Annotated in this window: 22 protein-coding genes and 8 tRNA genes; 26 read left to right on the forward strand and 4 right to left on the reverse strand. The window is 56.6% G+C overall.

Annotated features, from left to right (window positions below; translation table 11 throughout):
• Positions 1-41: 41 nt before the first annotated feature.
• Positions 42-1,709, reverse strand: coding sequence for a glutamine--tRNA ligase (glnS, locus tag FKM52_RS14950; protein ID WP_141176977.1), 1,668 nt, complete (start codon positions 1,707-1,709; stop codon positions 42-44).
• A gap of 156 nt (positions 1,710-1,865) precedes the next feature.
• The gene (gene nagE / locus FKM52_RS14955) at positions 1,866-3,890 is read right to left on the reverse strand and encodes an N-acetylglucosamine-specific PTS transporter subunit IIBC (RefSeq protein WP_181407946.1); all 2,025 of its coding nucleotides are present in this window, start codon (positions 3,888-3,890) and stop codon (positions 1,866-1,868) included.
• A gap of 337 nt (positions 3,891-4,227) precedes the next feature.
• Here nagE and nagB point away from each other — a divergent pair, with 337 nt between their 5' ends.
• The 12 genes from nagB (at position 4,228) to FKM52_RS15015 (ending at position 10,415) form a co-directional block, all read left to right on the forward strand.
• Positions 4,228-5,028 carry a glucosamine-6-phosphate deaminase gene (nagB, locus tag FKM52_RS14960; RefSeq protein ID WP_141176979.1) on the forward strand — a complete coding sequence of 267 codons (801 nt, stop codon included), beginning with the start codon at positions 4,228-4,230 and terminating at the stop codon, positions 5,026-5,028.
• Between the two features lie 71 nt (positions 5,029-5,099).
• A complete protein-coding gene (gene nagA, locus FKM52_RS14965; protein ID WP_141176980.1) occupies positions 5,100-6,248 on the forward strand; it encodes an N-acetylglucosamine-6-phosphate deacetylase in 1,149 nt (382 codons plus the stop codon).
• Positions 6,249-6,254: 6 nt separating this feature from the next.
• Complete coding sequence (nagC, locus tag FKM52_RS14970) at positions 6,255-7,475, forward strand: DNA-binding transcriptional regulator NagC (RefSeq protein ID WP_141176981.1); 1,221 nt, start codon at positions 6,255-6,257, stop codon at positions 7,473-7,475.
• A gap of 287 nt (positions 7,476-7,762) precedes the next feature.
• A complete protein-coding gene (gene asnB / locus FKM52_RS14975) occupies positions 7,763-9,427 on the forward strand; it encodes an asparagine synthase B (protein ID WP_141176982.1) in 1,665 nt (554 codons plus the stop codon).
• A 220-nt stretch (positions 9,428-9,647) separates the two neighbouring features.
• Positions 9,648-9,724 (forward strand) — tRNA-Met (locus tag FKM52_RS14980).
• A gap of 7 nt (positions 9,725-9,731) precedes the next feature.
• A tRNA-Leu gene (locus FKM52_RS14985) sits at positions 9,732-9,816 on the forward strand.
• A 20-nt stretch (positions 9,817-9,836) separates the two neighbouring features.
• Positions 9,837-9,911 (forward strand) — tRNA-Gln (locus FKM52_RS14990).
• A gap of 35 nt (positions 9,912-9,946) precedes the next feature.
• A tRNA-Gln gene (locus FKM52_RS14995) sits at positions 9,947-10,021 on the forward strand.
• A gap of 21 nt (positions 10,022-10,042) precedes the next feature.
• A tRNA-Met gene (locus FKM52_RS15000) sits at positions 10,043-10,119 on the forward strand.
• 37 nt (positions 10,120-10,156) lie between these two features.
• A tRNA-Met gene (locus tag FKM52_RS15005) sits at positions 10,157-10,233 on the forward strand.
• Positions 10,234-10,239: 6 nt separating this feature from the next.
• Positions 10,240-10,314 (forward strand) — tRNA-Gln (locus FKM52_RS15010).
• Between the two features lie 26 nt (positions 10,315-10,340).
• A tRNA-Gln gene (locus tag FKM52_RS15015) sits at positions 10,341-10,415 on the forward strand.
• A gap of 87 nt (positions 10,416-10,502) precedes the next feature.
• On the opposite strand, the gene ubiF is transcribed toward FKM52_RS15015, so the two are convergent.
• Entirely contained in the window at positions 10,503-11,675 is a 1,173-nt protein-coding gene (gene ubiF, locus FKM52_RS15020; protein WP_141176983.1) for a 3-demethoxyubiquinol 3-hydroxylase, read from the reverse strand.
• A gap of 175 nt (positions 11,676-11,850) precedes the next feature.
• Between ubiF and miaB the strand changes: the two genes are divergently transcribed.
• The 10 genes from miaB to FKM52_RS15070 all read left to right on the forward strand — a co-directional run bounded on the left by miaB (position 11,851) and on the right by FKM52_RS15070 (position 21,251).
• The gene (gene miaB, locus FKM52_RS15025; RefSeq protein ID WP_141176984.1) at positions 11,851-13,275 is read left to right on the forward strand and encodes a tRNA (N6-isopentenyl adenosine(37)-C2)-methylthiotransferase MiaB; all 1,425 of its coding nucleotides are present in this window, start codon (positions 11,851-11,853) and stop codon (positions 13,273-13,275) included.
• A 209-nt stretch (positions 13,276-13,484) separates the two neighbouring features.
• Positions 13,485-14,552: a PhoH family protein gene (locus tag FKM52_RS15030; RefSeq protein ID WP_141176985.1), complete on the forward strand. Its 1,068-nt coding sequence runs from the start codon at positions 13,485-13,487 to the stop codon at positions 14,550-14,552.
• Positions 14,549-15,022 (forward strand): rRNA maturation RNase YbeY, encoded by a 474-nt coding sequence (gene ybeY, locus FKM52_RS15035; protein WP_141176986.1) that lies wholly within the window; start codon positions 14,549-14,551, stop codon positions 15,020-15,022. Before FKM52_RS15030 ends, ybeY begins: the two co-directional genes overlap by 4 nt.
• Positions 15,023-15,100: 78 nt before the next feature.
• Positions 15,101-15,979, forward strand: a complete 879-nt coding sequence (gene corC, locus FKM52_RS15040) for a CNNM family magnesium/cobalt transport protein CorC (RefSeq protein ID WP_141176987.1) — start codon at positions 15,101-15,103, stop codon at positions 15,977-15,979.
• Between the two features lie 44 nt (positions 15,980-16,023).
• Complete coding sequence (lnt, locus tag FKM52_RS15045) at positions 16,024-17,676, forward strand: apolipoprotein N-acyltransferase (RefSeq protein WP_141176988.1); 1,653 nt, start codon at positions 16,024-16,026, stop codon at positions 17,674-17,676.
• Between the two features lie 201 nt (positions 17,677-17,877).
• The gene (locus FKM52_RS15050; protein WP_141176989.1) at positions 17,878-18,069 is read left to right on the forward strand and encodes a hypothetical protein; all 192 of its coding nucleotides are present in this window, start codon (positions 17,878-17,880) and stop codon (positions 18,067-18,069) included.
• Positions 18,056-18,952 (forward strand): amino acid ABC transporter substrate-binding protein, encoded by an 897-nt coding sequence (locus FKM52_RS15055; RefSeq protein ID WP_141176990.1) that lies wholly within the window; start codon positions 18,056-18,058, stop codon positions 18,950-18,952. The genes FKM52_RS15050 and FKM52_RS15055 overlap by 14 nt, the downstream gene beginning before the upstream one ends.
• Positions 18,953-19,107: 155 nt before the next feature.
• Positions 19,108-19,848: an amino acid ABC transporter permease gene (locus FKM52_RS15060; protein WP_141176991.1), complete on the forward strand. Its 741-nt coding sequence runs from the start codon at positions 19,108-19,110 to the stop codon at positions 19,846-19,848.
• The gene (gene gltK / locus FKM52_RS15065; RefSeq protein ID WP_141176992.1) at positions 19,848-20,525 is read left to right on the forward strand and encodes a glutamate/aspartate ABC transporter permease GltK; all 678 of its coding nucleotides are present in this window, start codon (positions 19,848-19,850) and stop codon (positions 20,523-20,525) included. The genes FKM52_RS15060 and gltK overlap by 1 nt, the downstream gene beginning before the upstream one ends.
• A complete protein-coding gene (locus FKM52_RS15070; protein ID WP_141176993.1) occupies positions 20,526-21,251 on the forward strand; it encodes an amino acid ABC transporter ATP-binding protein in 726 nt (241 codons plus the stop codon). It abuts the gene before it with no gap.
• An 89-nt stretch (positions 21,252-21,340) separates the two neighbouring features.
• Here FKM52_RS15070 and FKM52_RS15075 read toward each other — a convergent pair whose 3' ends face one another.
• Positions 21,341-21,823 carry a zinc ribbon-containing protein gene (locus FKM52_RS15075; protein ID WP_141176994.1) on the reverse strand — a complete coding sequence of 161 codons (483 nt, stop codon included), beginning with the start codon at positions 21,821-21,823 and terminating at the stop codon, positions 21,341-21,343.
• Between the two features lie 233 nt (positions 21,824-22,056).
• Here FKM52_RS15075 and leuS point away from each other — a divergent pair, with 233 nt between their 5' ends.
• The 4 genes from leuS to nadD are packed head-to-tail and all read left to right on the forward strand — an operon-like array spanning position 22,057 to position 26,928.
• Positions 22,057-24,639, forward strand: a complete 2,583-nt coding sequence (leuS, locus tag FKM52_RS15080) for a leucine--tRNA ligase (protein ID WP_141176995.1) — start codon at positions 22,057-22,059, stop codon at positions 24,637-24,639.
• Positions 24,640-24,653: 14 nt separating this feature from the next.
• Complete coding sequence (lptE, locus tag FKM52_RS15085) at positions 24,654-25,256, forward strand: LPS assembly lipoprotein LptE (protein WP_141176996.1); 603 nt, start codon at positions 24,654-24,656, stop codon at positions 25,254-25,256.
• Positions 25,253-26,284, forward strand: coding sequence for a DNA polymerase III subunit delta (holA, locus tag FKM52_RS15090; RefSeq protein WP_141176997.1), 1,032 nt, complete (start codon positions 25,253-25,255; stop codon positions 26,282-26,284). Before lptE ends, holA begins: the two co-directional genes overlap by 4 nt.
• Positions 26,284-26,928 carry a nicotinate-nucleotide adenylyltransferase gene (nadD, locus tag FKM52_RS15095; RefSeq protein WP_141176998.1) on the forward strand — a complete coding sequence of 215 codons (645 nt, stop codon included), beginning with the start codon at positions 26,284-26,286 and terminating at the stop codon, positions 26,926-26,928. Before holA ends, nadD begins: the two co-directional genes overlap by 1 nt.
• The last annotated feature ends 39 nt before the right edge of the window (positions 26,929-26,967 follow it).

The following is a 26,967-nucleotide window of genomic DNA, read 5'->3' on the forward strand; positions in this document are numbered from 1 at the left end:
AAAGGCGGCTCATTGAGCCGCCCGATAACTATCAACGCGTGTTATACGCCGCTTTTAGCCCAGGTATCACGCAGGCCAACGGTACGGTTAAACACCAGATGCTGCGGGCTGGAATAAACGCTGTCGGCACAGAAGTAGCCTTCACGCTCAAACTGATAGGGCGAGGTCGCTTCCGCCTGCGCCAGCCCCGGCTCCACGAAACCGTGCCTGATGACCAGCGATTCCGGGTTGATGGTCGCGAGGAAATCTTCCGCCGCCGCCGGATTCGGTACGCTGAACAGACGATCGTACAGGCGGAATTCCGCCGGCGCCGCATGCACCGCCGATACCCAGTGAATTACGCCCTTCACCTTGCGGCCATCCGCCGGATCTTTACTCAGCGTATCCAGATCGCAGGTACAGAAGATGCAGGTAATATTGCCCGCTTCATCCTTCGCCACCCGCTCTGCGCGAATCACGTAGGCGTTGCGCAGGCGCACTTCTTTACCCAGCACCAGACGCTTGTACTGCTTGTTGGCCTCTTCACGGAAATCGGCGCGATCGATCCAGATTTCACGGCTGAACGGCACGGTGCGCGTGCCCATTTCCGGCTTGTTGGGATGATTCGGCATGCTAATCATCTCTTCATGTCCGGCAGGCAGGTTCTCGATCACCACTTTCAGCGGATCGAGCACCGCCATTGCGCGCGGCGCATTCTCGTTCAAATCGTCACGGATGCAGGACTCCAGCGCGGCCATTTCGACGATATTGTCCTGCTTGGTAACGCCGATCCGGCGGCAGAACTCGCGAATTGAGGCGGCAGTGTAGCCGCGACGACGCAGGCCGGAGACGGTCAGCATACGCGGATCGTCCCATCCCTCAACCACCTTCTCCGTCACCAGCAGGTTCAGCTTACGCTTGGACATAATGGCGTATTCGAGGTTAAGGCGTGAGAATTCGTACTGACGCGGATGCACCGGAATCGTAATGTTGTCCAGCACCCAATCATACAGCCGACGATTATCCTGGAACTCCAGCGTACAGAGCGAGTGGGTAATGCCTTCCAGCGCATCGGAGATGCAGTGGGTAAAGTCATACATCGGGTAGATGCACCACTTATTACCGGTCTGATGATGCTCGGCGAACTTAACGCGATAAAGCACCGGATCGCGCATCACGATAAAGTTGGAGGCCATATCGATCTTCGCACGTAGGCAGGCCGCACCCTCGGCGAACTCGCCGTTGCGCATTTTTTCAAACAGCGCAAGGTTCTCTTCCACGCTGCGATCGCGATAAGGGCTGTTTTTACCCGGCGAGGTCAGCGTGCCGCGATATTCGCGGATCTGCTCCGGCGACAGCTCATCGACATAGGCCAGCCCTTTGTTGATCAGCTCAAGCGCATAGTTATACAGCTGATCGAAATAATTGGAGGAGTAACAGATTTCGCCACTCCACTGGAAACCCAGCCACTGCACATCCTGCTTAATGGACTCGACATATTCGATATCCTCTTTCGCCGGATTGGTATCATCAAAACGCAGGTTGCACTGCCCCTGATAATCCTGCGCAATGCCGAAATTCAGGCAGATCGACTTCGCGTGACCAATATGCAGGTAGCCGTTCGGCTCCGGTGGGAAACGGGTATGCACACTGCTGTGCTTACCGCTCGCCAAATCTTCGTCAATAATCTGACGAATAAAATTAGTTGGGCGGGCTTCAGCCTCACTCATCACTGTATCCTCAACACGAAATGTCTGGTCGTTGCGACCATGAAATAACGGATTATGATCCACAAAGCGCGCCAGAGAAACAACCGTTTGTTACTGCCAGGGAAGAAAAAAGGCAGGAATCGCTTCCTGCCTGTAGAGGTTTCGCACCAGGGTGCGTTATTTGCGGATTTCGTACAGTTTGCTTTCGCCTGCCACCACGCTGCCTGACGCCAGCGGATGGATACCGGCGAAGTCATCGATATTGCTGACCACCACCGGACTGATCATGGAGCGGGCGTTGGCGTTGAGGAAATCGAGATCCATTTCCAGCACCGGATCGCCGGCGGCGACGGTTGCGCCCTCTTCCACCAGACGCTTAAAGCCTTTGCCTTCCAGCGCCACGGTATCCAGCCCCATATGCACCACAATCTCCACGCCGTCGGCGCTTTCCAGGCAGAACGCATGGTTGGTGTTGAAGATTTTTACTACCGTGCCGGCCAGCGGCGCTACGACCGTTTTATCAGTAGGCTTAATCGCCACGCCTTCGCCTACGGCCTTGCTGGCGAACGCTTCATCCGGCACCTGTTCCAGCGCAACCACCTCACCGCTCACCGGCGCCAGCAGCGTCGCAAAAACCTGCGCGGCGGTAGCGGCAACGGCAGGCGCGGCTTTTTCAACCGGGGCGGCAGGAGCGCCAGCGGCAGCGGCGACCGGCCCTTTCGCCAGCACGGTTTTCATCGCGGAAGCAATAGATTCCGCCTGGGTGCCGACAATAATCTGCACGCTCTGTTTGTTCAGACGAATAACACCGGACGCGCCGAGGCGTTTTGCCAGCGCTTCATTCAGCACGGCGCTGTCTTTAACGTTCAGACGCAGGCGGGTAATACAGGCATCGATATGGGTCAGGTTGTCTGAGCCGCCTACCGCGCCAATGTAGCGGCGCGCCAGCGATTCCGTTTCCGTTTCGCCCTGGCCGCCCTGTTCAACATTCACATCGTAACCATCGCTCTCGTCGCCGGTAACCGCCAGCTCGCGGCCCGGCGTCAGCAGGTTGAATTTTTTGATGGTGAAGCGGAACACCAGATAGTAAATCACAAAGAACACAATGCCCTGCGGGATCAGCATATACCACTGATGCGCCAGCGGGTTGCGTGACTGCAGCGCCATATCCACCAGGCCGGCGCTAAAGCCGAAGCCGGAAATCCACTGCATATTGGCGGAAATGAATACGGAAATACCGGTCAGCGCCGCGTGAATCACATACAGCACCGGCGCTACGAACATAAAGGAGAATTCCAGCGGTTCGGTAATACCGGTAAAAAACGCCGCAAACGCCGCGGCCAGCATGATACCGCCAACCTTCGCACGGTTTTCAGGGCGCGCGCATTGATAGATAGCCAGCGCGGCGCCAGGCAGACCAAACATCATGATCGGGAAGAAGCCAGCCTGATACTGTCCGGTCACGCCAACGATGCCTTTTCCGTTAGCGATAGACTGCGCGCCGCCCAGGAAGTTAGGAATATCGTTGATACCGGCGACGTCGAACCAGAACACTGAGTTCAGCGCATGATGCAGACCAACCGGAATCAGCAGGCGGTTGAAGAACGCGTACACGCCCGCGCCCGTCGAACCCATTTTCTGGATATGTTCACCGAAAGTCACCAGCGCATTAAAGATAACCGGCCAGATATACATCAGGATGAAAGAGACCAGGATCATCAGGAAGGAAACCAAAATCGGCACCAGCCGGCGTCCGCTAAAGAACGACAGCGCTTTCGGCAGCTCTACGTGACTGAAGCGGTTATACACTTCCGCAGAGAGAATACCTACCAGGATGCCGACAAACTGGTTGTCGATTTTATTGAAAGCGGCAGGCACCTGATCCACCGGCAGTTTCTGAATCATGGCCACCGCCGCTGGCGAACAGAGCGTAGTCACTACCAGAAAACCGACGAAGCCGGAAAGCGCGGCGGCGCCATCCTTATCTTTCGACATACCGTAGGCGATGCCTACTGCGAACAGCGCGGGCATATGTTCAATAATCGCGCCGCCCGATTTAATCAGCAGCGCCGCCAGCGCATTGCCTGCGCCCCAGCTGTCAGGATCAAGCCAGTAACCGATACCCATCAGTACCGCTGCGGCAGGCAGCGTAGCTACCGGCACCATCAGCGCCCGCCCTACCTTCTGCAAGTAACTTAGAATATTCACTATTTTCCCCTTGTAAGCATAAAAAGGCCCCTGAAGCTGTTACTCTTGTTATCACATTCCTCAGATAACCTGCCGAAAATCTACCTCTGGCATGCAGTGTAAAAATAATTTAATTCGCTTCGCAAATTAAAAGCGCTCTGTATGTGACTTTAGTCACCATAATCTTATTTCCGCTGGTAATGCCTCTGGCTATCGTTGCGGACTTATTTTATGATCTAAAATATCAGGACGGCGCTTCTCTCTGCGGCCAGGCTCTGCCACTTTGCCCTACGCTTAGCAAATAGCTGTACCGTCCGTCATCGACTTAAATATTGCTTAGACGAGGTAAAATATGAGACTGATTCCTCTGGCGAACGCCTCCCAGGTAGGTAAATGGGCCGCGCGCCATATCGTAAACCGCATCAATGCCTTTAAACCCACCGCCGACCGTCCTTTCGTGCTCGGCCTGCCGACCGGCGGCACGCCGCTGGAAGCATACAAGCATTTAATTGAAATGCATAAAGCGGGCCAGGTTAGCTTTAAACATGTCGTCACTTTTAACATGGACGAGTATGTCGGCCTGCCGAAAGAGCATCCGGAAAGCTACCACAGCTTTATGTATCGTAATTTCTTCGATCATGTTGATATTCCGCGCGAAAACATCAATCTTCTCAATGGAAACGCGGCGGATATCGACGCAGAATGTCGCCAGTATGAAGAAAAGATTCGCGCCTATGGGAAAATCCACCTCTTTATGGGCGGCGTAGGCAATGATGGTCATATCGCCTTTAACGAGCCGGCTTCCTCTCTGGCGTCCCGCACCCGCATTAAAACGCTGACGCACGATACCCGCGTTGCCAACTCGCGCTTTTTCGACGGCGACGTCAACCAGGTGCCGAAATATGCCCTGACGGTAGGCGTGGGCACGCTGCTGGATGCGGAAGAGGTGATGATCCTGGTTACCGGTCACGTCAAAGCGCAGGCGCTTCAGGCGGCGGTAGAAGGCAACGTCAATCATATGTGGACCATTAGCTGCCTGCAGCTCCATGCGAAAGCCGTCGTGGTTTGCGATGAACCTGCCACCATGGAACTCAAAGTGAAAACGGTAAAATATTTCCGCGAAATGGAAGCGGAAAATATGCAGGGTCTGTAAGCACGACACGAGAGTTAACCTTCTGTCCGGCGAGGCAGCCGGACAGACGCCGCCTGAGTCGGGAGAATATTATGTACGCTTTAGTGAACGGCCGCCTGTTTACCGGCCACGAGGTTCTGGATAATCATGCCGTGGTGATTAAAGACGGCCTGATTGAACGGGTTTGCCCGCGTAGCGAGCTGCCAGCAGAGTGCGAACAGCGCGACGTGGGCGGGGCGATTGTGGCTCCCGGTTTTATCGACGTTCAGCTCAACGGCTGCGGCGGCGTGCAGTTTAATGACAGCCTTGAGGCCCTGAGCCTGGAAACGCTCGCCATTATGCAAAAGGCGAATGAAAAATCGGGCTGTACCAGCTTCCTGCCGACGCTGATTACCAGCTCCGACGAGCTGATGATCCGCGCGGTAGAAGTGATGCAGAGCTGGCTGGCGCTGCATCCGCACCAGGCGCTGGGCCTGCATCTTGAAGGGCCGTGGCTTAGCGTCGCGAAAAAAGGCACCCATCGCGCGGAGCTGATCCGTAAACCCGATCCGGCGCTGGTACAGTTTTTGTGCGATAACGCCGCGGCGATTACCAAAATCACGCTGGCGCCTGAAATGGTGGATACCCGCGTGATCCGTCAGCTGCGCGAGGCCGGCATCATCATCTCCGCCGGACATTCTCACGCTACCTATGATGAAGCGCGCAGCGGCTTTGCCGCAGGCATCAGCTTCGCCACGCACCTCTATAACGCCATGCCGACGCTGACCGGGCGTGAGCCAGGCCTGATCGGCGCGCTGCTTGATACGCCTGAAGTTTACTGCGGCATTATCGTTGACGGGCTGCACGTGCACTATGCCAACGTACGCAACGCCAAACGCATTAAGGGCGATAAGCTGGTTTTAGTCACCGATGCGACCGCGCCGGCGGGAGCCTCTATTGACCAGTTCATTTTTGCTGGCAAAACAATATACTATCGGGACGGGCTGTGCGTTGACGAAAACGGAACGCTTAGCGGATCGGCGCTGACCATGATCGAAGGGATACGCAACTGCGTTGAACATGTTGGTATTTCCCTGGATGAAACCCTGAGAATGGCGACGCTTTATCCGGCCCGTGCCATGGGCGTAGATAAGCAGCTGGGTTCAATCGAAGCAGGAAAAGTCGCAAACCTGGCGGTTTTCACGCGTGATTTTCAAATTATCAAGACCATCGTTAACGGTAACGAAGTCTTTAGCGAGTAATCATTAATGACCACTGGCGGCCATGCACCAATAGGAAATGTCGATCTTGTAAAGCAGTTAAACAGCGCAGCGGTTTACCGCCTTATCGATCAGCAGGGCCCGATATCCCGCATCCAGATTGCGGAACACAGCCAGCTTGCGCCCGCCAGCGTCACGAAAATTACCCGTCAGCTTATTGAGCGCGGCCTGATTAAAGAAGTCGATCAGCAGGCCTCCACCGGCGGCCGCCGCGCTATCTCCATCGTTACCGAAACCCGCAATTTTCATACCATCGGCGTAAGACTGGGGCGCAGCGACGCCACGGTGACGCTCTACGATTTGAGCGGCAAAGCGCTGGCGGAAGAGCACTATCCGCTGCCGGAACGCACCCAGGAAACGCTGGAGCACGCGCTGTTTAACGCCATCGCGCATTTTAGCGAAACCCACCAGCGCAAACTGCGTGAGCTGATCGCTATTGCGGTAATCCTGCCGGGGCTGGTCGATCCGGATAACGGCGTTATCCGCTATATGCCGCATCTTACGGTAAATAACTGGCCGCTGGTGGCTAACCTGCAGCAGCGTTTTAACGTTACCAGTTTCGTCGGCCACGATATTCGCAGCCTGGCGCTGGCGGAACACTATTTTGGTGCAAGCCGCGACTGCGCCGACTCTATTCTGGTGCGCCTGCACCGCGGCACCGGGGCGGGCATTATCGCCAACGGGCAAATCTTTCTCGGCAGCAACGGCAACGTCGGCGAGATAGGCCACATTCAGGTCGATCCGCTGGGCGAGCGCTGCCACTGCGGCAACTTTGGCTGTCTGGAAACCATCGCCGCCAACGGCGCGCTGGAAAATCGCGTGCGTCATTTGCTGCAGCAGGGCTATCCCAGCACGCTGACGCTGGATGACTGCACCATTCAGGCGATCGGCAAGGCGGCCAACCGCGGCGATGCGCTGGCGGCGGAAGTGATTGAGCACGCCGGACGCTATCTCGGCAAGGCGATCGCTATCGCCATTAATCTGTTTAACCCACAAAAAATCGTGCTGGCCGGCGAAATTACCGAGGCGGAAAAGGTACTGTTCCCGGCAATCGAAAGCTGCATTAATACCCAGGCGTTAAAGGCGTTCCGCAAAAATTTGCCGATAGTGCGCTCAGCGCTGGATCACCGCTCCTCCATCGGCGCCTTTGCGCTGGCGAAACGCGCCATGCTTAACGGAACGCTGCTGCAGCATCTGTTAGAAGATTAACAGCGCCAACCAGCCCTCCGCGGCTGGTTTTTTTCTGCCCTGCCGATCGCCCGTTTTTTATACGCCTTACGGTATTTTTTGCCGATTCATTAATTTTAAGGCGAATTTATTAGATGAAATTCAATTTTATGCGCTGACGGTCAACCTTTTTATCAGAAAAATGGGAAACTACTTGCATTGCATGCAGTAAATAGCGCATTTTCTTATTCATCACGCAACGGCAGGCGTTGCGCATCCAACATCACTCAATGACAACATCACCTTGAAGGTGAGATCAGGAGCAGGTTATGTGTTCAATTTTTGGCGTACTCGATCTGAAAAGCGATGCTTCCGAACTGCGCAAAAAAGCGCTGGAGCTCTCCCGTTTAATGCGTCACCGCGGACCGGACTGGTCTGGCGTTTACGCTGATGAAGATGCCATTCTGGTTCATGAGCGTCTTTCCATTGTTGACGTCAACAACGGCGCCCAGCCGCTTTACAACGCCGCACGCACCCATGTGCTGGCGGTCAACGGCGAAATCTACAACCATCAGGCGCTGCGCGCGGAGTTGAGCGATCGCTACGCGTTTCAGACCGGCTCCGACTGCGAAGTCATCCTGGCGCTCTACCAGGAAAAAGGCATCGATTTTCTTGACGACCTGCAGGGCATGTTCGCCTTTATTCTCTATGACAGCGAAAAGAAAAGCTGGCTGATTGGCCGCGATCATATCGGCATTATTCCGCTCTATATGGGTAACGACGAACACGGCAACCTGTTTGTCGCCTCCGAAATGAAATCGCTGGTGCCGGTCTGCCGCTCCATCAAAGAATTCCCGCCGGGAAGCTATCTTTCCAGCACCGACGGCGAAATTCGTCGCTACTACCAGCGTGACTGGATGGAGTACCGCAACGTGGCCGATAAGGTAACCGACGCCGCCGCGCTGAAAGATGCGCTGGAAGAATCGGTAAAAAGCCACCTGATGTCTGACGTGCCCTATGGCGTACTGCTCTCCGGCGGGCTGGATTCTTCTATTATCTCCGCCATCACCAAACGCTTTGCGGCAAAACGCGTTGAGGATCACGACCAGAGCGAAGCCTGGTGGCCGCAGCTGCACTCCTTCGCCATTGGCCTGGAAGGCTCGCCCGATCTGCAGGCGGCGAAAAAGGTGGCCGACCACCTCGGTACGGTACATCACGAACTTCACTTTACCGTGCAGGAAGGGCTGGACGCGATCCGCGACGTGATTTATCACATCGAAACCTACGACGTTACGACCATCCGCGCCTCAACGCCGATGTACCTGATGTCGCGCAAGATCAAGGCGATGGGCATTAAAATGGTGCTCTCCGGCGAAGGCGCCGACGAGGTGTTTGGCGGCTATCTCTACTTCCACAAGGCGCCCAACGCGCAGGAGTTCCACGACGAGAACGTGCGTAAGCTGCTGGCGCTGCATATGTATGACTGCGCGCGCGCCAATAAATCGATGTCCGCCTGGGGCGTGGAGGCGCGCGTGCCCTTCCTCGATAAGAAATTCCTCGACGTGGCGATGAGCATCAACCCGCAGGATAAAATGTGCGGCAGCAACGGCAAAATGGAAAAACACATTCTGCGCGAATGCTTCTCCTCTTATCTGCCGGAAAGCGTAGTCTGGCGTCAGAAAGAGCAGTTCTCTGACGGCGTCGGCTATAGCTGGATCGATACGCTGAAGGAAGTGGCGCAGCAGCAGGTGAGCGATCAGCAGCTGCAGACCGCCCACTATCGCTTCCCGTACAACACGCCGACCTCCAAAGAGGGATATCTCTACCGTGAGATCTTCGAGGAGCTGTTCCCGCTGCCAAGCGCGGCGGAATGCGTGCCGGGCGGCCCTTCCGTCGCCTGCTCTTCGGCAAAAGCGATCGAATGGGACGAAGCCTTCAAAAAAATGGACGATCCGTCAGGCCGTGCGGTTGGCGTGCATCAATCCGCCTATTAATTCCCGCCTTGCGCATTAAATAATTCGGGCCTTCACGGCCCGTTTTTTATTGCATCTGCTGCAGTTACGATCAAAAATCGCCTTTTTTCTCATCATGCTGGTTATAAGCCAGTCAAACGATGCGTGAACGGGAAAAAACGGCAAAAAACTTGTTGACGCTGTTGAGCGCAATACGCATAATTGCGCCCCGCAACGCCGATGAAGGTAACGCGAAAAAGATGGCTACGTAGCTCAGCTGGTTAGAGCACATCACTCATAATGATGGGGTCACAGGTTCAAATCCCGTCGTAGCCACCATCTTTTTGCGGGAGTGGCGAAATTGGTAGACGCACCAGATTTAGGTTCTGGCGCCGCAAGGTGTGCGAGTTCAAGTCTCGCCTCCCGCACCATTTCAGTCATCGGCAGCGGATGGGGTATCGCCAAGCGGTAAGGCACCGGTTTTTGATACCGGCATTCCCTGGTTCGAATCCAGGTACCCCAGCCATCATTCTGCTGTAACACAGATACGTGTTCGGATATTGGGATATCGCCAAGCGGTAAGGCACCGGTTTTTGATACCGGCATTCCCTGGTTCGAATCCAGGTATCCCAGCCACAGCAGAATGAAGTGAAATTTGGCTACGTAGCTCAGCTGGTTAGAGCACATCACTCATAATGATGGGGTCACAGGTTCAAATCCCGTCGTAGCCACCAAATTATNTCCCAGCCACAGCAGAATGAAGTGAAATTTGGCTACGTAGCTCAGCTGGTTAGAGCACATCACTCATAATGATGGGGTCACAGGTTCAAATCCCGTCGTAGCCACCAAATTATTGGGGTATCGCCAAGCGGTAAGGCACCGGATTCTGATTCCGGCATTCCGAGGTTCGAATCCTCGTACCCCAGCCAATTACAAACTGTTTATCCCAATTTATTGGGGTGTCGCCAAGCGGTAAGGCACCGGATTCTGATTCCGGCATTCCGGGGTTCGAATCCCTGCACCCCAGCCAAACAGTGTGAAAAAGCCCGCTTCTGCGGGCTTTTTTACGTCTGCGATTCAGCTCTTTTAACGGGCAGGTTTCCGCGCCCGTTCAAATCTACAGTCCTAACGCGTAACGCAACGCCTGGCGCTTCAACACGCCGGCGCGCTCTGCCGCCATTAATCCGACGTTACGCAGTAACCGTAGCGGCGGCAGGCGATTGCTGAAGGTAAAATAGAAGAAATCCATGCCGCTTTGCATCAGCAGATTATCCCGCTGGCGCTGGCGCTGATAACGCAGCAGCACGGGCCCGGAAGCCCAGTCCTCCGCCTGATTGCGCGCCGTGGTCAACACATCGATCAGCGCATCCACATCGCGATAGCCGAGATTAACCCCCTGCCCCGCCAGCGGATTAATGGTATGCGCGGCATCGCCCACCAGCGCCACGCCCGGCAGCACGTAGCGGCTGGCGTGGCGGCGCGTCAGCGGAAACGAAGCGGCCTGCTGCACGCGAAAACGCCCCAGCCGCGCCGGGAAACAGCGGGCGATCTCTTTTTGCAGCTGCTCCGGCGCCAGCGCCTGTAGCTGCCGGATGCGCGCCGGGCTGTCATACCAGACCAGCGAGGCCCAGCGGCCATAAAGCGGCAGCAGCGCGTGCGGGCCGTCGGGCGTAAAGTGCTGCCAGGTGGTATCGCCCGCTTCATGCTCCAGCTCGACGCTAATCAACATGCAGGACTGGCTGTAATTCCAGCCCTGAATGCCGATGCCGGTCAGCTGGCGCACCTGTGAATTCGCCCCGTCGGCGCCAATCACCAACCGGGCGGTAAGCTGCCGCCCATCCTCCAGCGTTAGCCGCCAGCCGCCGTTATACTGCGCCAGCGCCGATAGCCTGGCCGGGGCGAACAGCGTTACCGCCTGCTGCTGCAAACGCTGCCACAGCGCCAGCTGCAGCACGCTGTTTTCAACCATATAGCCCAGCTCCGGCAGCCCCAGGCTCTGCGCGGTAAACTGCACCCGCGCCGTCTGCCACTCCCAGGTCTCCAGGCGACGATAAGGGGCGCAGCGCATCTGCATTACGGCAGGCCACGCTTCCAGCTCTTTTAACAGCGCTACCGAAGCGCAGCCGATAGCCGAAACGCGAATATCGGGCGGCGCCTCAGGATGAAACGCCGGCGGCGCGTCCCGCTCCAGCACCGCCACCTGAAAGCCCTGCTGCGTCAGCCCGCTGGCTAACGCCGCGCCAACCATTCCGCCGCCGACCACGGCGATATCAACATGCGTTTGATGCATAAGTTTTTCCTTCTGTGTCCTGTCGTCTCGCTGCGACAGGCCAGCGAATCATTCAGATTAAAGTGTACCGGAAAATCAGCGGAAAACAGAAAAGCCTGGAGGCTGGTCACAACAGCAGCAAAGCATTACAATACGCGCCCTGCAATCCTTCCTGCACTGATAAATGGCAAGTTAGATGAGTAAAAAACTGCATATCAAAACCTGGGGCTGTCAGATGAACGAATACGATTCATCTAAAATGGCTGACCTGCTGGAGAGTACGCACGGCTATACCCTCACGGAAGTGGCGGAAGAAGCTGATGTTCTGTTGCTCAATACCTGCTCCATCCGCGAAAAGGCACAGGAAAAGGTCTTTCATCAGCTGGGACGCTGGAAAACGCTGAAAGAGCGCAACCCTGAACTGATTATTGGCGTGGGCGGCTGCGTCGCCTCGCAGGAAGGTGACCATATTCGTCAACGCGCCAGCTACGTTGATATCGTATTTGGCCCGCAAACGCTGCATCGCCTGCCGGAAATGATCAATACCGTACGCGGCTCAAAAAGCCCGGTAGTCGATATCAGCTTTCCGGAAATTGAAAAATTCGACCGCCTGCCGGAGCCGCGCGCCGAAGGCCCGACGGCATTCGTATCCATTATGGAAGGCTGCAATAAATACTGCACTTTCTGCGTGGTGCCCTATACGCGCGGCGAAGAGGTCAGCCGTCCCTGCGACGATATTCTGCTGGAGATCGCTCAGCTGGCGGCGCAGGGCGTACGCGAAGTCAACCTGCTCGGTCAGAATGTGAACGCTTACCGCGGCGCGACCTATGATGACGGCATCTGCACCTTTGCCGAGCTGCTGCGTCTGGTGGCCGCCATTGACGGTATCGACCGCATCCGCTTTACCACCAGCCACCCCATCGAGTTCACCGACGATATCGTCGAGGTTTACCGCGATACGCCGGAGCTGGTGAGCTTCCTGCATCTGCCGGTACAGAGCGGTTCCGATCGCATTCTGACGCTGATGAAACGCGCCCATACCGCGCTGGAATACAAGGCGATTATCCGCAAGCTGAAAGAGGCGCGCCCCAACATTCAAATCAGCTCCGACTTTATTATCGGCTTCCCTGGCGAAACGCAGGAAGACTTTGAGAAAACGATGAAGCTGATCGCCGACGTCAACTTTGATATGAGCTTCAGCTTTATCTACTCGGCGCGTCCGGGCACGCCGGCGGCCGATCTGCCGGACGACGTTAGCGACGATGAGAAGAAGCAGCGCCTTTATATCCTGCAGGATCGCATCAACCAGCAGGCGATGGCATGGAGCCGCCGCATGATGGGCACCGTGCAACGTATTCTGGTGGAAGGCACCTCGCGTAAAAGCGTAATGGAGCTTTCCGGACGCACCGAAAACAACCGCGTGGTGAATTTTGAAGGCACGCCGGAGATGATCGGTAAATTCGTTGATGTGGAAATTGTCGATGTCTACCCCAACTCGCTGCGCGGCGTGGTAGTGCGTACCGAAGATCAGATGGGCCTGCGCGTAGCGGAAAGCCCGGCCTCGGTCATTGCGCGCACGCGTAAAGAGAACGACATCGGCGTAGGCATTTATCAGCCTTGATCGCCTTTCCTTTTGCGGCGGAGATTCACGCTCCGCCGCTCAATTTCACGCCATTGCACTTGCTTTCTGAAAGCCGCGCCCAAATATCCGCTTTACGGCTTGCGCCTTTCTGTCATGACATAAATACTTCTGCTATGACGCGCCTGCCAGACAGGCGACATGCCTCCTGTGACTTCTCAACCTGGCCCTGAGTGACCCAAAGGATTAGTTTGAATATTGAAACTCGCGAAATAGTGTTAGAACCTGCGGATAATCACCGATTGCAGAGCCTGTGCGGCCCCTTCGACGATAACATCAAGCAGCTTGAGCGTCGTTTAGGCATCGAAATCAGCCACCGCGACCACAGCTTTAAGCTGGTTGGCCGCGCTCTTTGCGTTAATGCCGCCGCCGATATTCTGCGCAACCTCTACGTTGATACCGCGCCGGTACGCGGCGTTATACCCGATATCGAGCCGGAACAGATTCATCTGGCGATTAAAGAGAGCCGCGTGCTGGAACAGTCGGCGGAAAGCGTGCCGGAATACGGCAAAGCGGTAAATATCAAAACCAAACGCGGGGTAATCAAGCCGCGCACGCCGAACCAGGCGCAGTATATCGCCCATATTCTCGATCACGATATTACCTTCGGCGTTGGGCCGGCGGGCACCGGGAAAACCTACCTGGCGGTAGCGGCAGCGGTGGATGCGCTGGAGCGTCAGGAGATACGCCGTATACTGCTGACGCGTCCGGCCGTCGAGGCGGGCGAAAAGCTGGGCTTCCTGCCGGGCGACTTAAGCCAGAAGGTCGATCCCTACTTACGTCCGCTGTATGACGCCCTGTTTGAGATGCTGGGCTTTGAGCGCGTCGAAAAGCTGATGGAGCGCAACGTGATTGAAGTCGCGCCGCTGGCCTATATGCGCGGACGCACGCTGAATGACGCCTTTATTATTCTCGATGAGAGCCAGAACACCACCATCGAACAGATGAAGATGTTTTTGACCCGCATCGGCTTTAACTCAAAGGCGGTGATTACCGGCGATATCACCCAGATCGACCTGCCGCGCAACGCCAAATCGGGCCTGCGCCATGCGATCGAAGTGCTGTCAGAGGTAGAAGAGATTAGCTTTAACTTCTTCCACAGCGAGGACGTAGTGCGCCATCCGGTGGTCGCCCGTATCGTTACCGCCTATGAAGCGTGGGAAGAAGCCGATCAAAAACGGCGCGACAGGCTGGCGGAAGAGCGTAAGCGCGAAGCGCTGGCGGCGCAGGCTGTACAGGCGACACAGGAACCTAAATGAATCAGGTGATTCTCGATTTACAGCTCGCCTGCGAGCAAACGGAAGGTTTGCCGGGCGAGAGTGATTTTCGTCGCTGGCTGGAGGCGGTACTGCCGCAGTTTCAGCCGGAAAGCGAAGTGACGATTCGCATCGTCGACGAAGCGGAAAGCCATCAACTGAATATGACTTATCGCGGCAAGGATAAGCCGACCAACGTGCTCTCTTTCCCGTTTGAAGCGCCGCCCGGCATAGAGCTGCCGCTGCTGGGCGATCTGGTGATTTGCCGTCAGGTTGTTGAACGCGAAGCGCAGCAGCAGGAAAAAGCGCCTGAGGCGCACTGGGCGCACATGGTTGTCCATGGCAGCCTGCATCTGCTCGGCTATGACCATATTGAAGATGATGAAGCGGAAGAGATGGAATCGCTGGAGACCGAGATAATGCTTGCTCTTGGCTATCCCGATCCGTACATTTCGGAGAAAGAGGCGCCTTAAGCGGCTGCCTGTTATTAGCTCCTGCCGGCCCGTGTCGGCAGGCCGATCCTCATAAAGAGAGACCCATATTAGAACGCCATGAGCGACGACCATTCACAAAACAGCGACAGTCCCAGTAGTAAAAAGGGATTTTTTTCCCTCATTCTCAACCAGCTTTTTCATGGTGAGCCGAAGAACCGTGAAGAGCTGCTGGAACTCATTCGTGATTCCGAACAGAACGAGCTGATCGACCAGGATACCCGCGACATGCTGGAAGGCGTCATGGATATCGCCGAACAGCGCGTGCGCGATATCATGATTCCCCGCTCGCAGATGATTACGCTGAAGCGCAATCAGAGCCTCGAAGAGTGCCTGCAGGTGATTATCGAATCCGCCCACTCCCGCTTCCCGGTGATCAGCGAAGATAAAGATCATGTGGAAGGCATACTGATGGCGAAAGACCTGCTGCCGTTTATGAGCAGCGAATCTGAACCTTTCAGTATGGAAAAAGTGTTGCGTCCGGCGGTGGTGGTGCCTGAAAGCAAACGCGTGGATCGCATGCTGAAAGAGTTTCGCTCACAGCGCTACCATATGGCGATTGTGATTGATGAATTCGGCGGCGTTTCCGGCCTGGTCACTATCGAAGATATCCTTGAGCTGATCGTCGGCGAAATCGAAGATGAATATGATGATGAAGAAGATCGCGATATTCGTCAGCTCAGCCGCCATACCTATACCATTCGCGCGCTGACGCCGATTGAAGATTTTAATGAGGTCTTTGAGACGCATTTCAGCGATGAAGAGGTGGATACCATCGGCGGCCTGGTAATGCAGGGCTTTGGTCATCTGCCCGCGCGCGGCGAAAGCATCGATATCGAAGGCTATCAGTTCAAGGTCGCTATGGCTGACAGCCGCCGCATTATTCAGGTACACGTAAAAATACCGGAAGACGCGCCGCTGCCGACGCTGGAAGAATAACGCATTTATGGCTATCGCCTCCATTCTGGATACCTGACATCACTATGGCTATCGCCTCTTTTTATGCCCGTCAGCAGGTTCGCCTGCTGTTGGCTCTGTTAACCGGCGCGATCGGCACGCTGGCGTTTTCCCCTTATGATTTCTGGCCGGCCGCGCTGATCTCGCTGATCGGGCTACAGATATTAACGCTGCACCGTACCACGCCGCAGGCGGCGGCCGTCGGTTTTGCCTGGGGCTTTGGGCTGTTCGGCAGCGGCATTAACTGGGTTTACGTCAGTATCGCTACCTTCGGCGGCATGCCTGGCCCGGTTAACGTACTGCTGGTGATTCTGCTGGCGGCTTACCTCGCGCTCTATCCGCTGCTGTTTGCCGCGGTTCTTAACCGTCTTCGTCCGCAGGCTACTCCGCTACGCTTTCTGCTGCTGGCCCCGGTTATCTGGCAGATCAGCGAGTTTCTACGCGGCTGGGTTCTTACCGGTTTTCCCTGGCTGCAGTTTGGCTACAGCCAGATCGATGGCCCGTTGAAAGGGCTGGCCCCGCTGGCAGGCGTTGAAACCATTACGTTTGTACTGATGATAGTGGCGGGCCTGGTCGTCTACGCGCTGTCCCAGCTTTTGCTTTATATCCGCCTGCAGCGCCTCATTTACCTGCTGCCGCGTAAGCGAGTGGCCAGTTTCAGGCAGGTTAACTATCTGGATCGCTTAAGAGAGCGCCAGCGTAAGCGCTTACCGCGCCTGACATTCTCGCTGGTCGCCGCGCTGGCGTTGCTGCTGTTACCCTGGCCGCTGCGTTATATCAGCTGGTTCCAGCCGCAGCCTTCGCGCGCGGTGGAGGTGGCGCTGGTGCAGGGCAATATTCCGCAGATGCTGAAATGGGACCCGGAGCAGCTGCGCAACACGCTGCGCATCTATGGAGAAAACAGCCGCCCCTTCGTTGGTAAAGCGCCGCTGATTATCTGGCCTGAATCCGCAATATCCGATCTCGAAGTCAACCAGCAGCCATACCTGCACGCGCTGGACGAGGCGCTGCGCGCCGGTCACTCCACGCTAATTACCGGCATCGTTGATTCGCGGCTGGAGAACAACCGCTACCACGATTACAACTCGGTGATCGTGCTGGGCGCCGATCGTCCCTATAACTACAACGGCGGCAATCGCTATCAGAAAAATCATCTGGTGCCGTTTGGCGAATTCGTACCGCTGGAAACGCTGCTGCGTCCGCTGGCGCCCTTCTTCGATCTGCCGATGTCCTCGTTCAGCCGCGGCGACTATATACAGCCGCAGCTGAAGGCGGCGGGCTATCATCTGACTACCGCTATCTGTTATGAGATCGTACTGGGGCAGCAGGTCAGGGATAATCTTCGTCCCGACACTGATTTCCTGCTGACCGTCTCTAACGACGCCTGGTTTGGTCACTCTATCGGCCCGTGGCAGCATTTTCAGATGGCGCGCATGCGCGCGCTGGAGCTGGGGCGTCCGTTGCTGCGCAGCACCAACAACGGCGTGACGGCGGTGGTGGCCGCCGACGGCTCCGTGCAGGCCGTCATTCCGCAGTTTACCCGCCAGACGCTGGCAACCCGCGTTACGCCAGCCACCGGTCTGACGCCCTACGCCCGTACCGGCAACCTGACGGTGTGGCTGCTGACGCTGCTGTTTGCTCTGCTGGCCTTATTCACTCTTTTCCGCAAACGCCGCTAGCTCAGACAGGCGAAGCGACCTGCTTCGCCTGTTTCTTTTACCCCTGCTTCATCAAACCGACATCTTCCTGCCATAACGTGGCATAGCCCTTGCATTAAACAATTCGCCAGCTTGCGCTTCTGCCTTGTTAGCGCCGGGCTGCCGGGCCTATACCCCATTTTTGCGCGCCTGATGCCCTGCGAGAGGGCGCCAGGCGCCAAAATGCATAAATTTGGTGCGGCGGACTTCGCAAAAAGGAAACTTTTTTGTTTCATTACGTTAACATTTCGCTATGTTAAAGGCTGTTCAGACCCGTTCTGGCAACGCAGGAAAGGCGGCTGGCATAAACATTATTCTCCCGATCGCCGATCGGGCGACCAAAAGATGAAGGAGTTGGAACATGCAGATGCGTAAAGCGGCGCTGTCTCTTCTGTTGCTGAGTGCAGTAACAGGCGCAGCCCAGGCAGAAGAACTCACCGGCACGCTGAAAAAAATCAATGATAACGACGTTATCGTTGTTGGCCACCGTGAATCTTCCGTTCCCTTTTCTTATTACGATAACCAGCAAAAAGTGGTGGGCTACTCGCAGGCCTACTCTAACGCCATTGTGGATGCGATTAAGGCGAAGCTGAATAAGCCGAATCTGCAGGTAAAAATGCTGCCCATCTCCTCGCAGAACCGCATTCCGCTGCTGCAAAACGGCACCTATGATTTTGAGTGCGGCTCAACCACCAACAACCTTGAGCGCCAGAAGCAGGCGGCGTTTTCCAACACGGTGTTCATCATCGGCACGCGCCTGCTGGTGAAAAAAGGCAGCCCGATTAAAGAGTTTTCCGATCTGAAAGGGAAAACCGTAGTGGTTACTTCCGGCACCACCTCGGAGGTGCTGCTGCATAAGCTCAACGACGGGCAGCAGCTGGAAATGCGCATTATCAGCGCGAAGGATCACGGCGATTCCTTCCGCACGCTGGAAACCGGACGCGCCGTCGCCTTTATGATGGATGACGCCCTGCTGGCCGGCGAGCGCGCCAAGGCGAAGAAACCGGATAACTGGGAAATCGTCGGCACGCCGCAGTCGAAAGAGGCTTACGGCTGTATGCTGCGTAAAGACGATCCCGCCTTTAAAGCGCTGGTGGATGAAACCATCGCCAAAGCGCAGACCTCAGGCCAGGCGGAAAAGTGGTTCGACACCTGGTTTAAACAACCGATTCCGCCGAAAAACCTCAACATGAATTTTGCGCTTTCTGACGACATGAAAGCGCTGTTCAAAACGCCGAACGATAAAGCATTAAATTAACAATAACCAAAACAGGGGCGGCCTGCCGCCCACTCGATTGTTGAAAACAGGCTCGGACAGACAAGCGCCGCCGGCCGTTCCCCGGCAGGCGTTCCATGAGAGTCTCTCATCAATCTTCAGGGTAGCTTAGCTACCCTTTTTTACCGGAGTTTGTTATGGGTATTAACTGGAACTGGGGCATCTTCTTCGAGCAGGCGCCGTTTGGCAACACCACCTACCTTGGCTGGCTGCTGTCCGGCTTGCAAACCACGCTGATCGTTTCTGTCTGCGCCTGGATCATCGCTTTTCTGGTCGGCTCTTTTTTTGGTATTTTGCGCACGACGCCCAGCCGCCTGCTCTCCGCCATCGGCACCTGCTATGTCGAGCTGTTTCGCAATATTCCGCTGATCGTTCAGTTCTTCTTCTGGTATCTGGTGGCGCCGGAGCTGGTGGGCGAAAATCTGGGAATGTGGTTCAAGTCAGAACTGAACCCCAATTTGCAGTTCTTTCTTTCCTCCACCATCTGTCTCGGCCTGTTTACCGCCGCCCGCGTGTGCGAGCAGGTACGTGCGGCGATTCAGTCGCTGCCGCCCGGCCAGCGCAATGCGGGGCTGGCGCTGGGGCTGACGCTGCCGCAAACCTATCGCTACGTGCTGCTGCCCAACGCTTATCGGGTAATAGTGCCGCCGATGACTTCGGAAATGCTTAACCTGGTAAAAAATTCCGCCATCGCCTCCACCATCGGTCTGGTGGATATGGCGGCGCAGGCGGGCAAGCTGCTTGATTACTCCGCGCACGCCTACGAATCCTTCACCGCCATTACGCTCGCCTATATCGCCATCAATCTGGTGATTATGCTGATAATGAGCGTGGTAGAGCGGCGGGTGCGCCTGCCGGGCAATATGGGGAGTAAATAATGTACCAGTTTGACTGGAGTTCTATTGTCCCCAGCCTGCCCTATCTTCTCAGCGGGCTGGTGATCACCCTGAAAATTACCGTCACCGCGGTAGTGTTCGGCATTCTCTGGGGCACCCTGCTGACGGTGATGCGCCTTTCAACCTTTGCGCCGGTTAGCTGGTTTGCCCGGCTGTACGTTAACCTGTTCCGTTCCGTACCGCTGGTGATGGTGCTGCTCTGGTTCTATCTGGTGGTGCCCAGTTTCCTGCAGCAGGTGCTGGGGCTGTCGCCTAAAACGGATATTCGCCTGATTTCGGCCATGGTGGCTTTTTCGCTGTTCGAAGCGGCCTACTATGCGGAAATTATTCGCGCCGGCATTCAGAGTATCTCGCGCGGGCAGTCCAACGCTGGCCTGGCGCTCGGCATGACGCCCTTCCAGACCATGCGGCTGATTATTCTGCCGCAGGCCTTTCGCGCCATGGTGCCGTTGCTGCTCACCCAGGGCATCGTGCTGTTTCAGGATACTTCGCTGGTTTACGTGCTCAGCCTCGCCGATTTTTTCCGCACCGCCTCCACTATCGGCGAACGCGACGGCACTCAGGTAGAGATGATTCTGTTCGCCGGGCTGGTCTATTTCATTATCAGTATTAGCGCCTCCACGCTGGTCAGCTACCTAAAAAGAAAAAGGACGGTATAAATGATTACCCTGAAAAACGTTTCGAAGTGGTATGGTCACTTTCAGGTGCTGAACGAGTGCTCAACCCAGGTAAACAAAGGGGAAGTGGTGGTGGTTTGCGGCCCTTCCGGCTCCGGTAAATCGACGCTGATAAAAACCGTCAACGCGCTGGAGCCGATCCAGCAGGGCAGCATTGAGGTCAACGGCATCCAGCTCAACGATAAAAAAACCAACCTGGCGCAGCTGCGCGCTAAAGTCGGCATGGTTTTTCAACATTTCGAGCTGTTTCCCCATCTGAGCATTGTGGAAAACCTGACGCTGGCGCAGATCAAAGTGTTGCAGCGCAATAAAGAGGCCGCGCGGGAAAAAGGGCTGAAGCTGCTGTCGCGCGTCGGCCTTGCGGTCCATGCCGGTAAGTTTCCCGGCCAGCTTTCCGGCGGACAGCAGCAGCGCGTGGCGATCGCGCGGGCGCTCTGTATGGATCCGGTAGCGATGCTGTTTGACGAGCCAACTTCCGCCCTCGATCCGGAAATGATTAATGAAGTGCTGGATGTGATGGTGGAGCTGGCGCACGAAGGTATGACGATGATGGTCGTCACCCATGAGATGGGCTTCGCGCGTAAGGTGGCCAACCGGGTGATCTTTATGGATGAGGGCAGAATCGTTGAGGATACGCGCAAAGAAGATTTCTTCGCCAATCCCCGATCGGAGCGCGCCAAAGATTTTCTGGCCAAAATTCTGCACTAATATTAGAGGCGGCCTGCCGGCCGCCCCAAAACACTGACCACGTCCGACAACAGATGAAATGGCCCGCTCTCCTCCAGCCGCCCCCTGGCTTAAGGAGTAAACGGCTGCCGCTGAAAGTGATCGTGCCCGCATTCAGGGCAGAGCGACAGCGTTTCCGGCGTATAAATCGCCCTGGTGAAGCGACATTTTTCACAGACCAGGTTGCCCAGCCCCACCACCTCGCCGCTCTGGTAGACGCCGTGATGGTTGAGATCCTGGAATACCTCGCGCCACTCCAGCTGGCTTTTATCGGTAATATCCGCCAGCTCTTTCCACAGGCTTGCGCGCACTACGCGCATAAATACGCTATCGCTCAGATCTTCTTCATTTTCATGATAGCTGCGGGCAAACTCCTCTAAATCGCGCCGTACCGCGCGCGTCACCTCATTAATTTCGCTGCGGGATAACTCGCCCTGCATGGCGAGCTGCTGACGAGCCTGAGCGACCATGCCGTCGATATCCCGCTCTCCCTGCGTCAAGCGCTCGCTCAGGGAAGAGAGCAGCTGACGGTAATGCTGCGCCACCTTATTCATATTTTCTCCTGTTATCCGCGGTAAGCCCGTTGTTAATTCTAGCGTCTGCCACGAATTTACTCCCTCTGCGCGCCGATTTGAGGAAAATTTTGCAGCGACGCTTCCAGCTTAACGAGAAATGGCGCGCCGGCGTCCGTCAGGTGTTGTTGCGACAAAGCCTTATCGGCTATGCTATGCGGATCATATCGACACAGTTCAGGCTTCGCGCTATTCATAAAGGACCACAGGCTGCCATGCAAGAGCAATACCGCCCGGAAGAGATAGAATCCCGTGTTCAGCAACACTGGGATGACCAACAGACGTTCAAAGTGACCGAAGAAGAAGGCAAAGAGAAATATTACTGCCTCTCTATGCTGCCCTATCCTTCCGGCCGCCTACATATGGGGCACGTGCGCAACTACACCATTGGTGATGTGATTGCCCGCTACCAGCGTATGCTGGGAAAAAACGTGCTGCAGCCGATCGGCTGGGATGCCTTCGGCCTGCCTGCGGAAGGCGCTGCGGTAAAAAATAACACCGCTCCCGCCCCCTGGACCTACGCTAATATCGACTATATGAAAAACCAGCTGAAACTGCTGGGTTTCGGCTATGACTGGAGCCGCGAGCTGGCTACCTGCCAGCCGGAATATTACCGCTGGGAACAGTGGTTCTTTACCAAACTATATGAAAAAGGTCTGGTTTATAAAAAGACCTCTGCGGTTAACTGGTGCCCCAACGATCAGACCGTGCTGGCTAACGAACAGGTTATCGACGGCTGCTGCTGGCGCTGTGATTCTAAAGTCGAGCGTAAAGAGATCCCGCAGTGGTTTATCAAAATCACCGACTACGCCGATGAGCTGCTGAACGACCTGGATAAGCTGGAAGAGTGGCCGGAGCAGGTCAAGACGATGCAGCGCAACTGGATTGGCCGCTCTGAAGGGGTGGAAATCACCTTCGACGTAGCCGACAGCGCGGAAAAAGTGACCGTTTACACTACCCGCCCCGATACCTTTATGGGCGCCACCTACGTCGCCGTGGCCGCTGGCCATCCGCTGGCTACCCAGGCAGCGGTAAACAACCCGGCGCTGGCTGACTTTATCGCCGAATGCCGCAACACCAAGGTAGCCGAAGCTGAGATGGCGACCATGGAGAAAAAAGGCATGGCGACCGGTCTGTTCGCCATTCACCCGCTGAGCGGCGATAAAATCCCGGTCTGGGTCGCTAACTTTGTGCTGATGGAATATGGCACCGGCGCGGTAATGGCCGTTCCGGCGCACGACCAGCGCGACTGGGAATTCGCCACCAAATACCATCTGCCGATTAAACCGGTAGTTCTGATGCTGGACGGCAGTCAGCCTGACGTCAGCGCCGCGGCCATGACCGAAAAAGGCGCGCTGTTCAACTCCGGCGAATTCGACGGCCTCGATCATGAAGCGGGCTTTAACGCTATTGCCAATAAGCTGGCGGAAAAAGGCGTCGGCGTGCGTAAGGTAAACTACCGCCTGCGCGACTGGGGCGTTTCCCGTCAGCGTTACTGGGGCGCGCCGATTCCGATGGTGACGCTGGAAGACGGCACCGTAATGCCGACGCCGGAAGATCAGCTGCCGGTCATCCTGCCGGAAGATGTCACGATGGACGGCATTACCAGCCCGATAAAGGCCGATCCGGAGTGGGCGAAAACCACGGTTAACGGTCAGCCCGCGCTGCGTGAAACTGATACCTTTGATACCTTTATGGAATCCTCCTGGTATTACGCGCGCTACACCTGTCCTGATTTCGATAAGGGTATGCTCGATCCGGCGGCGGCTAACTACTGGTTGCCGGTCGATCAGTATGTCGGCGGTATTGAACACGCCATTATGCACCTGATGTATTTCCGCTTCTTCCACAAGCTGCTGCGTGACGCCGGCCTGGTGGATTCGGATGAGCCGGCGAAGCGTCTGCTCTGCCAGGGGATGGTGCTGGCTGACGCCTTCTACTATCTGGGCGAAAACGGCGAGCGCAACTGGATCTCTCCGGTTGACGTCAACGTTGAGCGCGATGAAAAAGGTCGCATCGTTAAGGCTGTCGACAAGGCAGGCCGGGAAGTGATTTACGCCGGCATGAGCAAAATGTCGAAATCCAAAAACAACGGCATCGATCCGCAGCTGATGGTTGAGCGCTACGGCGCAGATACCGTGCGCCTGTTTATGATGTTCGCGTCGCCGGCGGAGATGACGCTGGAGTGGCAGGAATCAGGCGTGGAAGGGGCTAACCGCTTCCTGAAACGCGTCTGGAAGCTGGTTTACGACCACAGCCAGAAAGGCGCCACCGTTGCGCTGGATACCGCCAGCCTGAATGACGATCAAAAAGCGCTGCGCCGCGATCTGCACAAAACCATCGCCAAAGTTTCCGATGACATTGGCCGCCGTCAGACCTTTAATACCGCGATTGCCGCTATTATGGAACTGATGAACAAGCTGGCACGCGCACCGCAGGAGAGCGAGCAGGATCGCGCGCTGCTGCAGGAAGCCTTGCTGGCCGTAGTACGCATGCTTTATCCGTTCACTCCGCACGCCAGCTTTACGCTGTGGCAGGCGCTGGGCGGCGAAGGCGACGTGGACAACGCGGCCTGGCCGGTTGCCGATGAATCCGCTATGGTGGAAGATTCAGTGCTGGTGGTGGTGCAGGTTAACGGCAAAGTGCGCGGTAAAATCACCGTTGCGGCTGAGGCGACTCAGGAGCAGGTGCAGGCGCGCGCCGCGCAAGAGCACCTGGTAGCAAAATACCTGGAGGGCGTAACTATCCGTAAGGTCATTTACGTTCCCGGCAAACTGCTTAACCTGGTAGTAGGTTAAGTTCAGGAGGAACTGTGCGACATCCGATTTTTACCTTGTTACTCGGCCTGGCGGTGCTGGTCACCGCCGGTTGCGGCTTCCACCTGCGCAGCACCACTCAGGTGCCGCAGGAGTTGCGCACGCTGGTATTGCAAAGCGGCGACCCCTACGGTCCTCTGGCGCGTACGGTGCGTCAGCAGCTGCGTCTGAACAATATCACCATTGTCGAAGCGGCCGACGCGGGCACCCGCACCGATCTGCCGACGCTGCGCCTCTCCGGCGAACGCCAGAGCCGCGATACCGCCTCCGTGTTCCAGAACGGCGTTACGGCGGAATACTCTATGGTGATGTCGGTCAGCGCACAGGTGGTGATTCCGGCTAAAGGCATCTATCCCATCAGCGCCACTGTTTATCGTTCGTTCTTCGATAACCCGCTGGCGGCGCTGGCAAAAGATGCTGAGCAGAACATCATCCGCGATGAGATGCGCCAGCGTCTGGCGGAACAGCTGGTGCGTAAACTGCTGACGGTGCATGCGGCTCAGCTGAACGATAAAGAGACCCTGCCCGCGCCAGACGTTTTAGCGCCGGGTGAAGATTCGCCGGAAGTTTCCTCTTCTTCCGCCACCAGTCTGCAATGATCAGGATTTACCCTGAGCAACTGCACGCGCAGCTCCATGAGGGGCTGCGCGCCTGCTACCTGCTTATCGGCAACGAACCGCTGCTGTTGCAGGAAAGTCATGACGCGATAAAAGCCTGCGCGCAGCAGCAGGGCTTTACCGAACATTTCAACGTCGTGCTGGACAACAGCACCGACTGGGACGCCGTATTTAGCAGCTGCCAGTCGATGAGCCTGTTCGCCAGCCGGCAAACCCTTACCTTAACGCTGCCGGAAAATGGCCCCAACGCCGCAATCGCGACCCAGCTGGAGAAGCTCGGCACGCTGCTGCACAGCGATATCCTGCCCATCATAACCGGAAGCAAATTAACCAGGGCGCAGGAAAACAGCGCCTGGTTCAAAGCCTTCAGCGCCCAGGCGGTGATGGTGCCCTGCGCCACGCCGGAGCACGCTCAGCTGCCGCGCTGGGTCGCCGCCCGCGCCAAAAGCCTGCGGCTCGATCTCGACGATGCCGCCTGCCAGCTGCTCTGCTACTGCTATGAAGGCAATCTGCTGGCGCTGTCGCAGGCGCTGGAGCGGCTTTCCCTGCTCTGGCCGGACGGCAAGCTGACTCTGCCGCGGGTTGAACAGGCGGTCAGCGACGCCGCGCATTTCACGCCGTTTCACTGGGTGGACGCGCTGCTGGCGGGCAAAAGCAAACGCGCGCTGCATATTCTGCGTCAGCTCGCTGCCGAAGAGAGCGAGCCGGTGATCCTGATCCGCACGCTACAGCGCGAGCTGCTGCTGCTGCTGACGCTACAGCGCCAGCAGGGCGACACGCCTTTACGCGCGCTGTTCGATCAGCATCGCGTCTGGCAAAATCGTCGCGCCCTGTTCAGCGAGGCGCTGCAGCGGCTCTCTTTATTACAGATCCGCCAGGCGATTCAGCTGCTGACCCGGCTGGAAATTACGCTGAAGCAGGATTACGGCCAGCGTCTCTGGCCGGAGCTGGAAACCCTGTCGCTGCTGCTGTGCAATAAGGCGCTGCCGGCAGAGTTAGGTGAATTTTAATGGCGGCGCTGCAGGCCCTGTTTGGCGGCACGTTCGATCCTATTCACTACGGTCATCTTAATACGGTGGAGGCGCTGGCGCGTCAGGTCGGCTTACATCAGGTAACGTTGCTGCCAAATAACGTTCCGCCGCATCGCCCGCAGCCGGAAGCCAGCGCCGCGCAGCGCGTCGCCATGATTGAACTGGCGATCGCCGATCGCCCGCTGTTTCAACTTGATACCCGTGAGCTGAAGCGCCAGACGCCCTCCTGGACGGTGGAAACCCTGCAACAGCTGCGCACGGAGCGCGGCAAGACGCAGCCTTTGGCCTTTATCATTGGTCAGGATTCGCTGCTCAGCCTGCATACATGGCACCGCTGGCAGGAATTATTAGCTCTCTGCCATCTGCTGGTCTGCCAGCGTCCCGGCTACGGCAGCGCGATGCCGACGCCGGAACTGCAAAATTGGCTGGCGCAGCACCGTACGCAGGAGGCCGACGCGCTGCACCGACAGCCGTGCGGTTTAATCTGGCTGGCGGATACGCCGCTGCTGCCCATCTCCGCGACCGATATTCGTCAGCGCCAGCGCCACAGCCTCTCCTGCGCCGATTTGCTACCCGCGCCGGTTATCGACTATATCAATCATCAGGGCTTATATCGCCCTTGATAAGCGCGTGGTATACTGCGCCGCTAAATTTTTCAGGCG

It is taken from the genome of Mixta tenebrionis, assembly GCF_006517625.1.
Taxonomy (GTDB): Bacteria; Pseudomonadota; Gammaproteobacteria; order Enterobacterales; family Enterobacteriaceae; genus Mixta; species Mixta tenebrionis.

Excerpts from the sequence above, each read along its gene's own strand:
- glnS (WP_141176977.1), bottom strand. The coding sequence starts at position 1,709 with ATGAGTGAGGCTGAAGCCCGCCCAACTAATTTTATTCGTCAGATTATT.
- nagB (WP_141176979.1), top strand. The coding sequence starts at position 4,228 with ATGAGACTGATTCCTCTGGCGAACGCCTCCCAGGTAGGTAAATGGGCC.
- nagA (WP_141176980.1), top strand. The coding sequence starts at position 5,100 with ATGTACGCTTTAGTGAACGGCCGCCTGTTTACCGGCCACGAGGTTCTG.
- nagC (WP_141176981.1), top strand. The coding sequence starts at position 6,255 with ATGACCACTGGCGGCCATGCACCAATAGGAAATGTCGATCTTGTAAAG.
- asnB (WP_141176982.1), top strand. The coding sequence starts at position 7,763 with ATGTGTTCAATTTTTGGCGTACTCGATCTGAAAAGCGATGCTTCCGAA.
- ubiF (WP_141176983.1), bottom strand. The coding sequence starts at position 11,675 with ATGCATCAAACGCATGTTGATATCGCCGTGGTCGGCGGCGGAATGGTT.
- miaB (WP_141176984.1), top strand. The coding sequence starts at position 11,851 with ATGAGTAAAAAACTGCATATCAAAACCTGGGGCTGTCAGATGAACGAA.
- ybeY (WP_141176986.1), top strand. The coding sequence starts at position 14,549 with ATGAATCAGGTGATTCTCGATTTACAGCTCGCCTGCGAGCAAACGGAA.
- corC (WP_141176987.1), top strand. The coding sequence starts at position 15,101 with ATGAGCGACGACCATTCACAAAACAGCGACAGTCCCAGTAGTAAAAAG.
- lnt (WP_141176988.1), top strand. The coding sequence starts at position 16,024 with ATGGCTATCGCCTCTTTTTATGCCCGTCAGCAGGTTCGCCTGCTGTTG.
- FKM52_RS15050 (WP_141176989.1), top strand. The coding sequence starts at position 17,878 with ATGCATAAATTTGGTGCGGCGGACTTCGCAAAAAGGAAACTTTTTTGT.
- FKM52_RS15055 (WP_141176990.1), top strand. The coding sequence starts at position 18,056 with ATGCAGATGCGTAAAGCGGCGCTGTCTCTTCTGTTGCTGAGTGCAGTA.
- FKM52_RS15060 (WP_141176991.1), top strand. The coding sequence starts at position 19,108 with ATGGGTATTAACTGGAACTGGGGCATCTTCTTCGAGCAGGCGCCGTTT.
- gltK (WP_141176992.1), top strand. The coding sequence starts at position 19,848 with ATGTACCAGTTTGACTGGAGTTCTATTGTCCCCAGCCTGCCCTATCTT.
- FKM52_RS15070 (WP_141176993.1), top strand. The coding sequence starts at position 20,526 with ATGATTACCCTGAAAAACGTTTCGAAGTGGTATGGTCACTTTCAGGTG.
- FKM52_RS15075 (WP_141176994.1), bottom strand. The coding sequence starts at position 21,823 with ATGAATAAGGTGGCGCAGCATTACCGTCAGCTGCTCTCTTCCCTGAGC.
- leuS (WP_141176995.1), top strand. The coding sequence starts at position 22,057 with ATGCAAGAGCAATACCGCCCGGAAGAGATAGAATCCCGTGTTCAGCAA.
- holA (WP_141176997.1), top strand. The coding sequence starts at position 25,253 with ATGATCAGGATTTACCCTGAGCAACTGCACGCGCAGCTCCATGAGGGG.
- nadD (WP_141176998.1), top strand. The coding sequence starts at position 26,284 with ATGGCGGCGCTGCAGGCCCTGTTTGGCGGCACGTTCGATCCTATTCAC.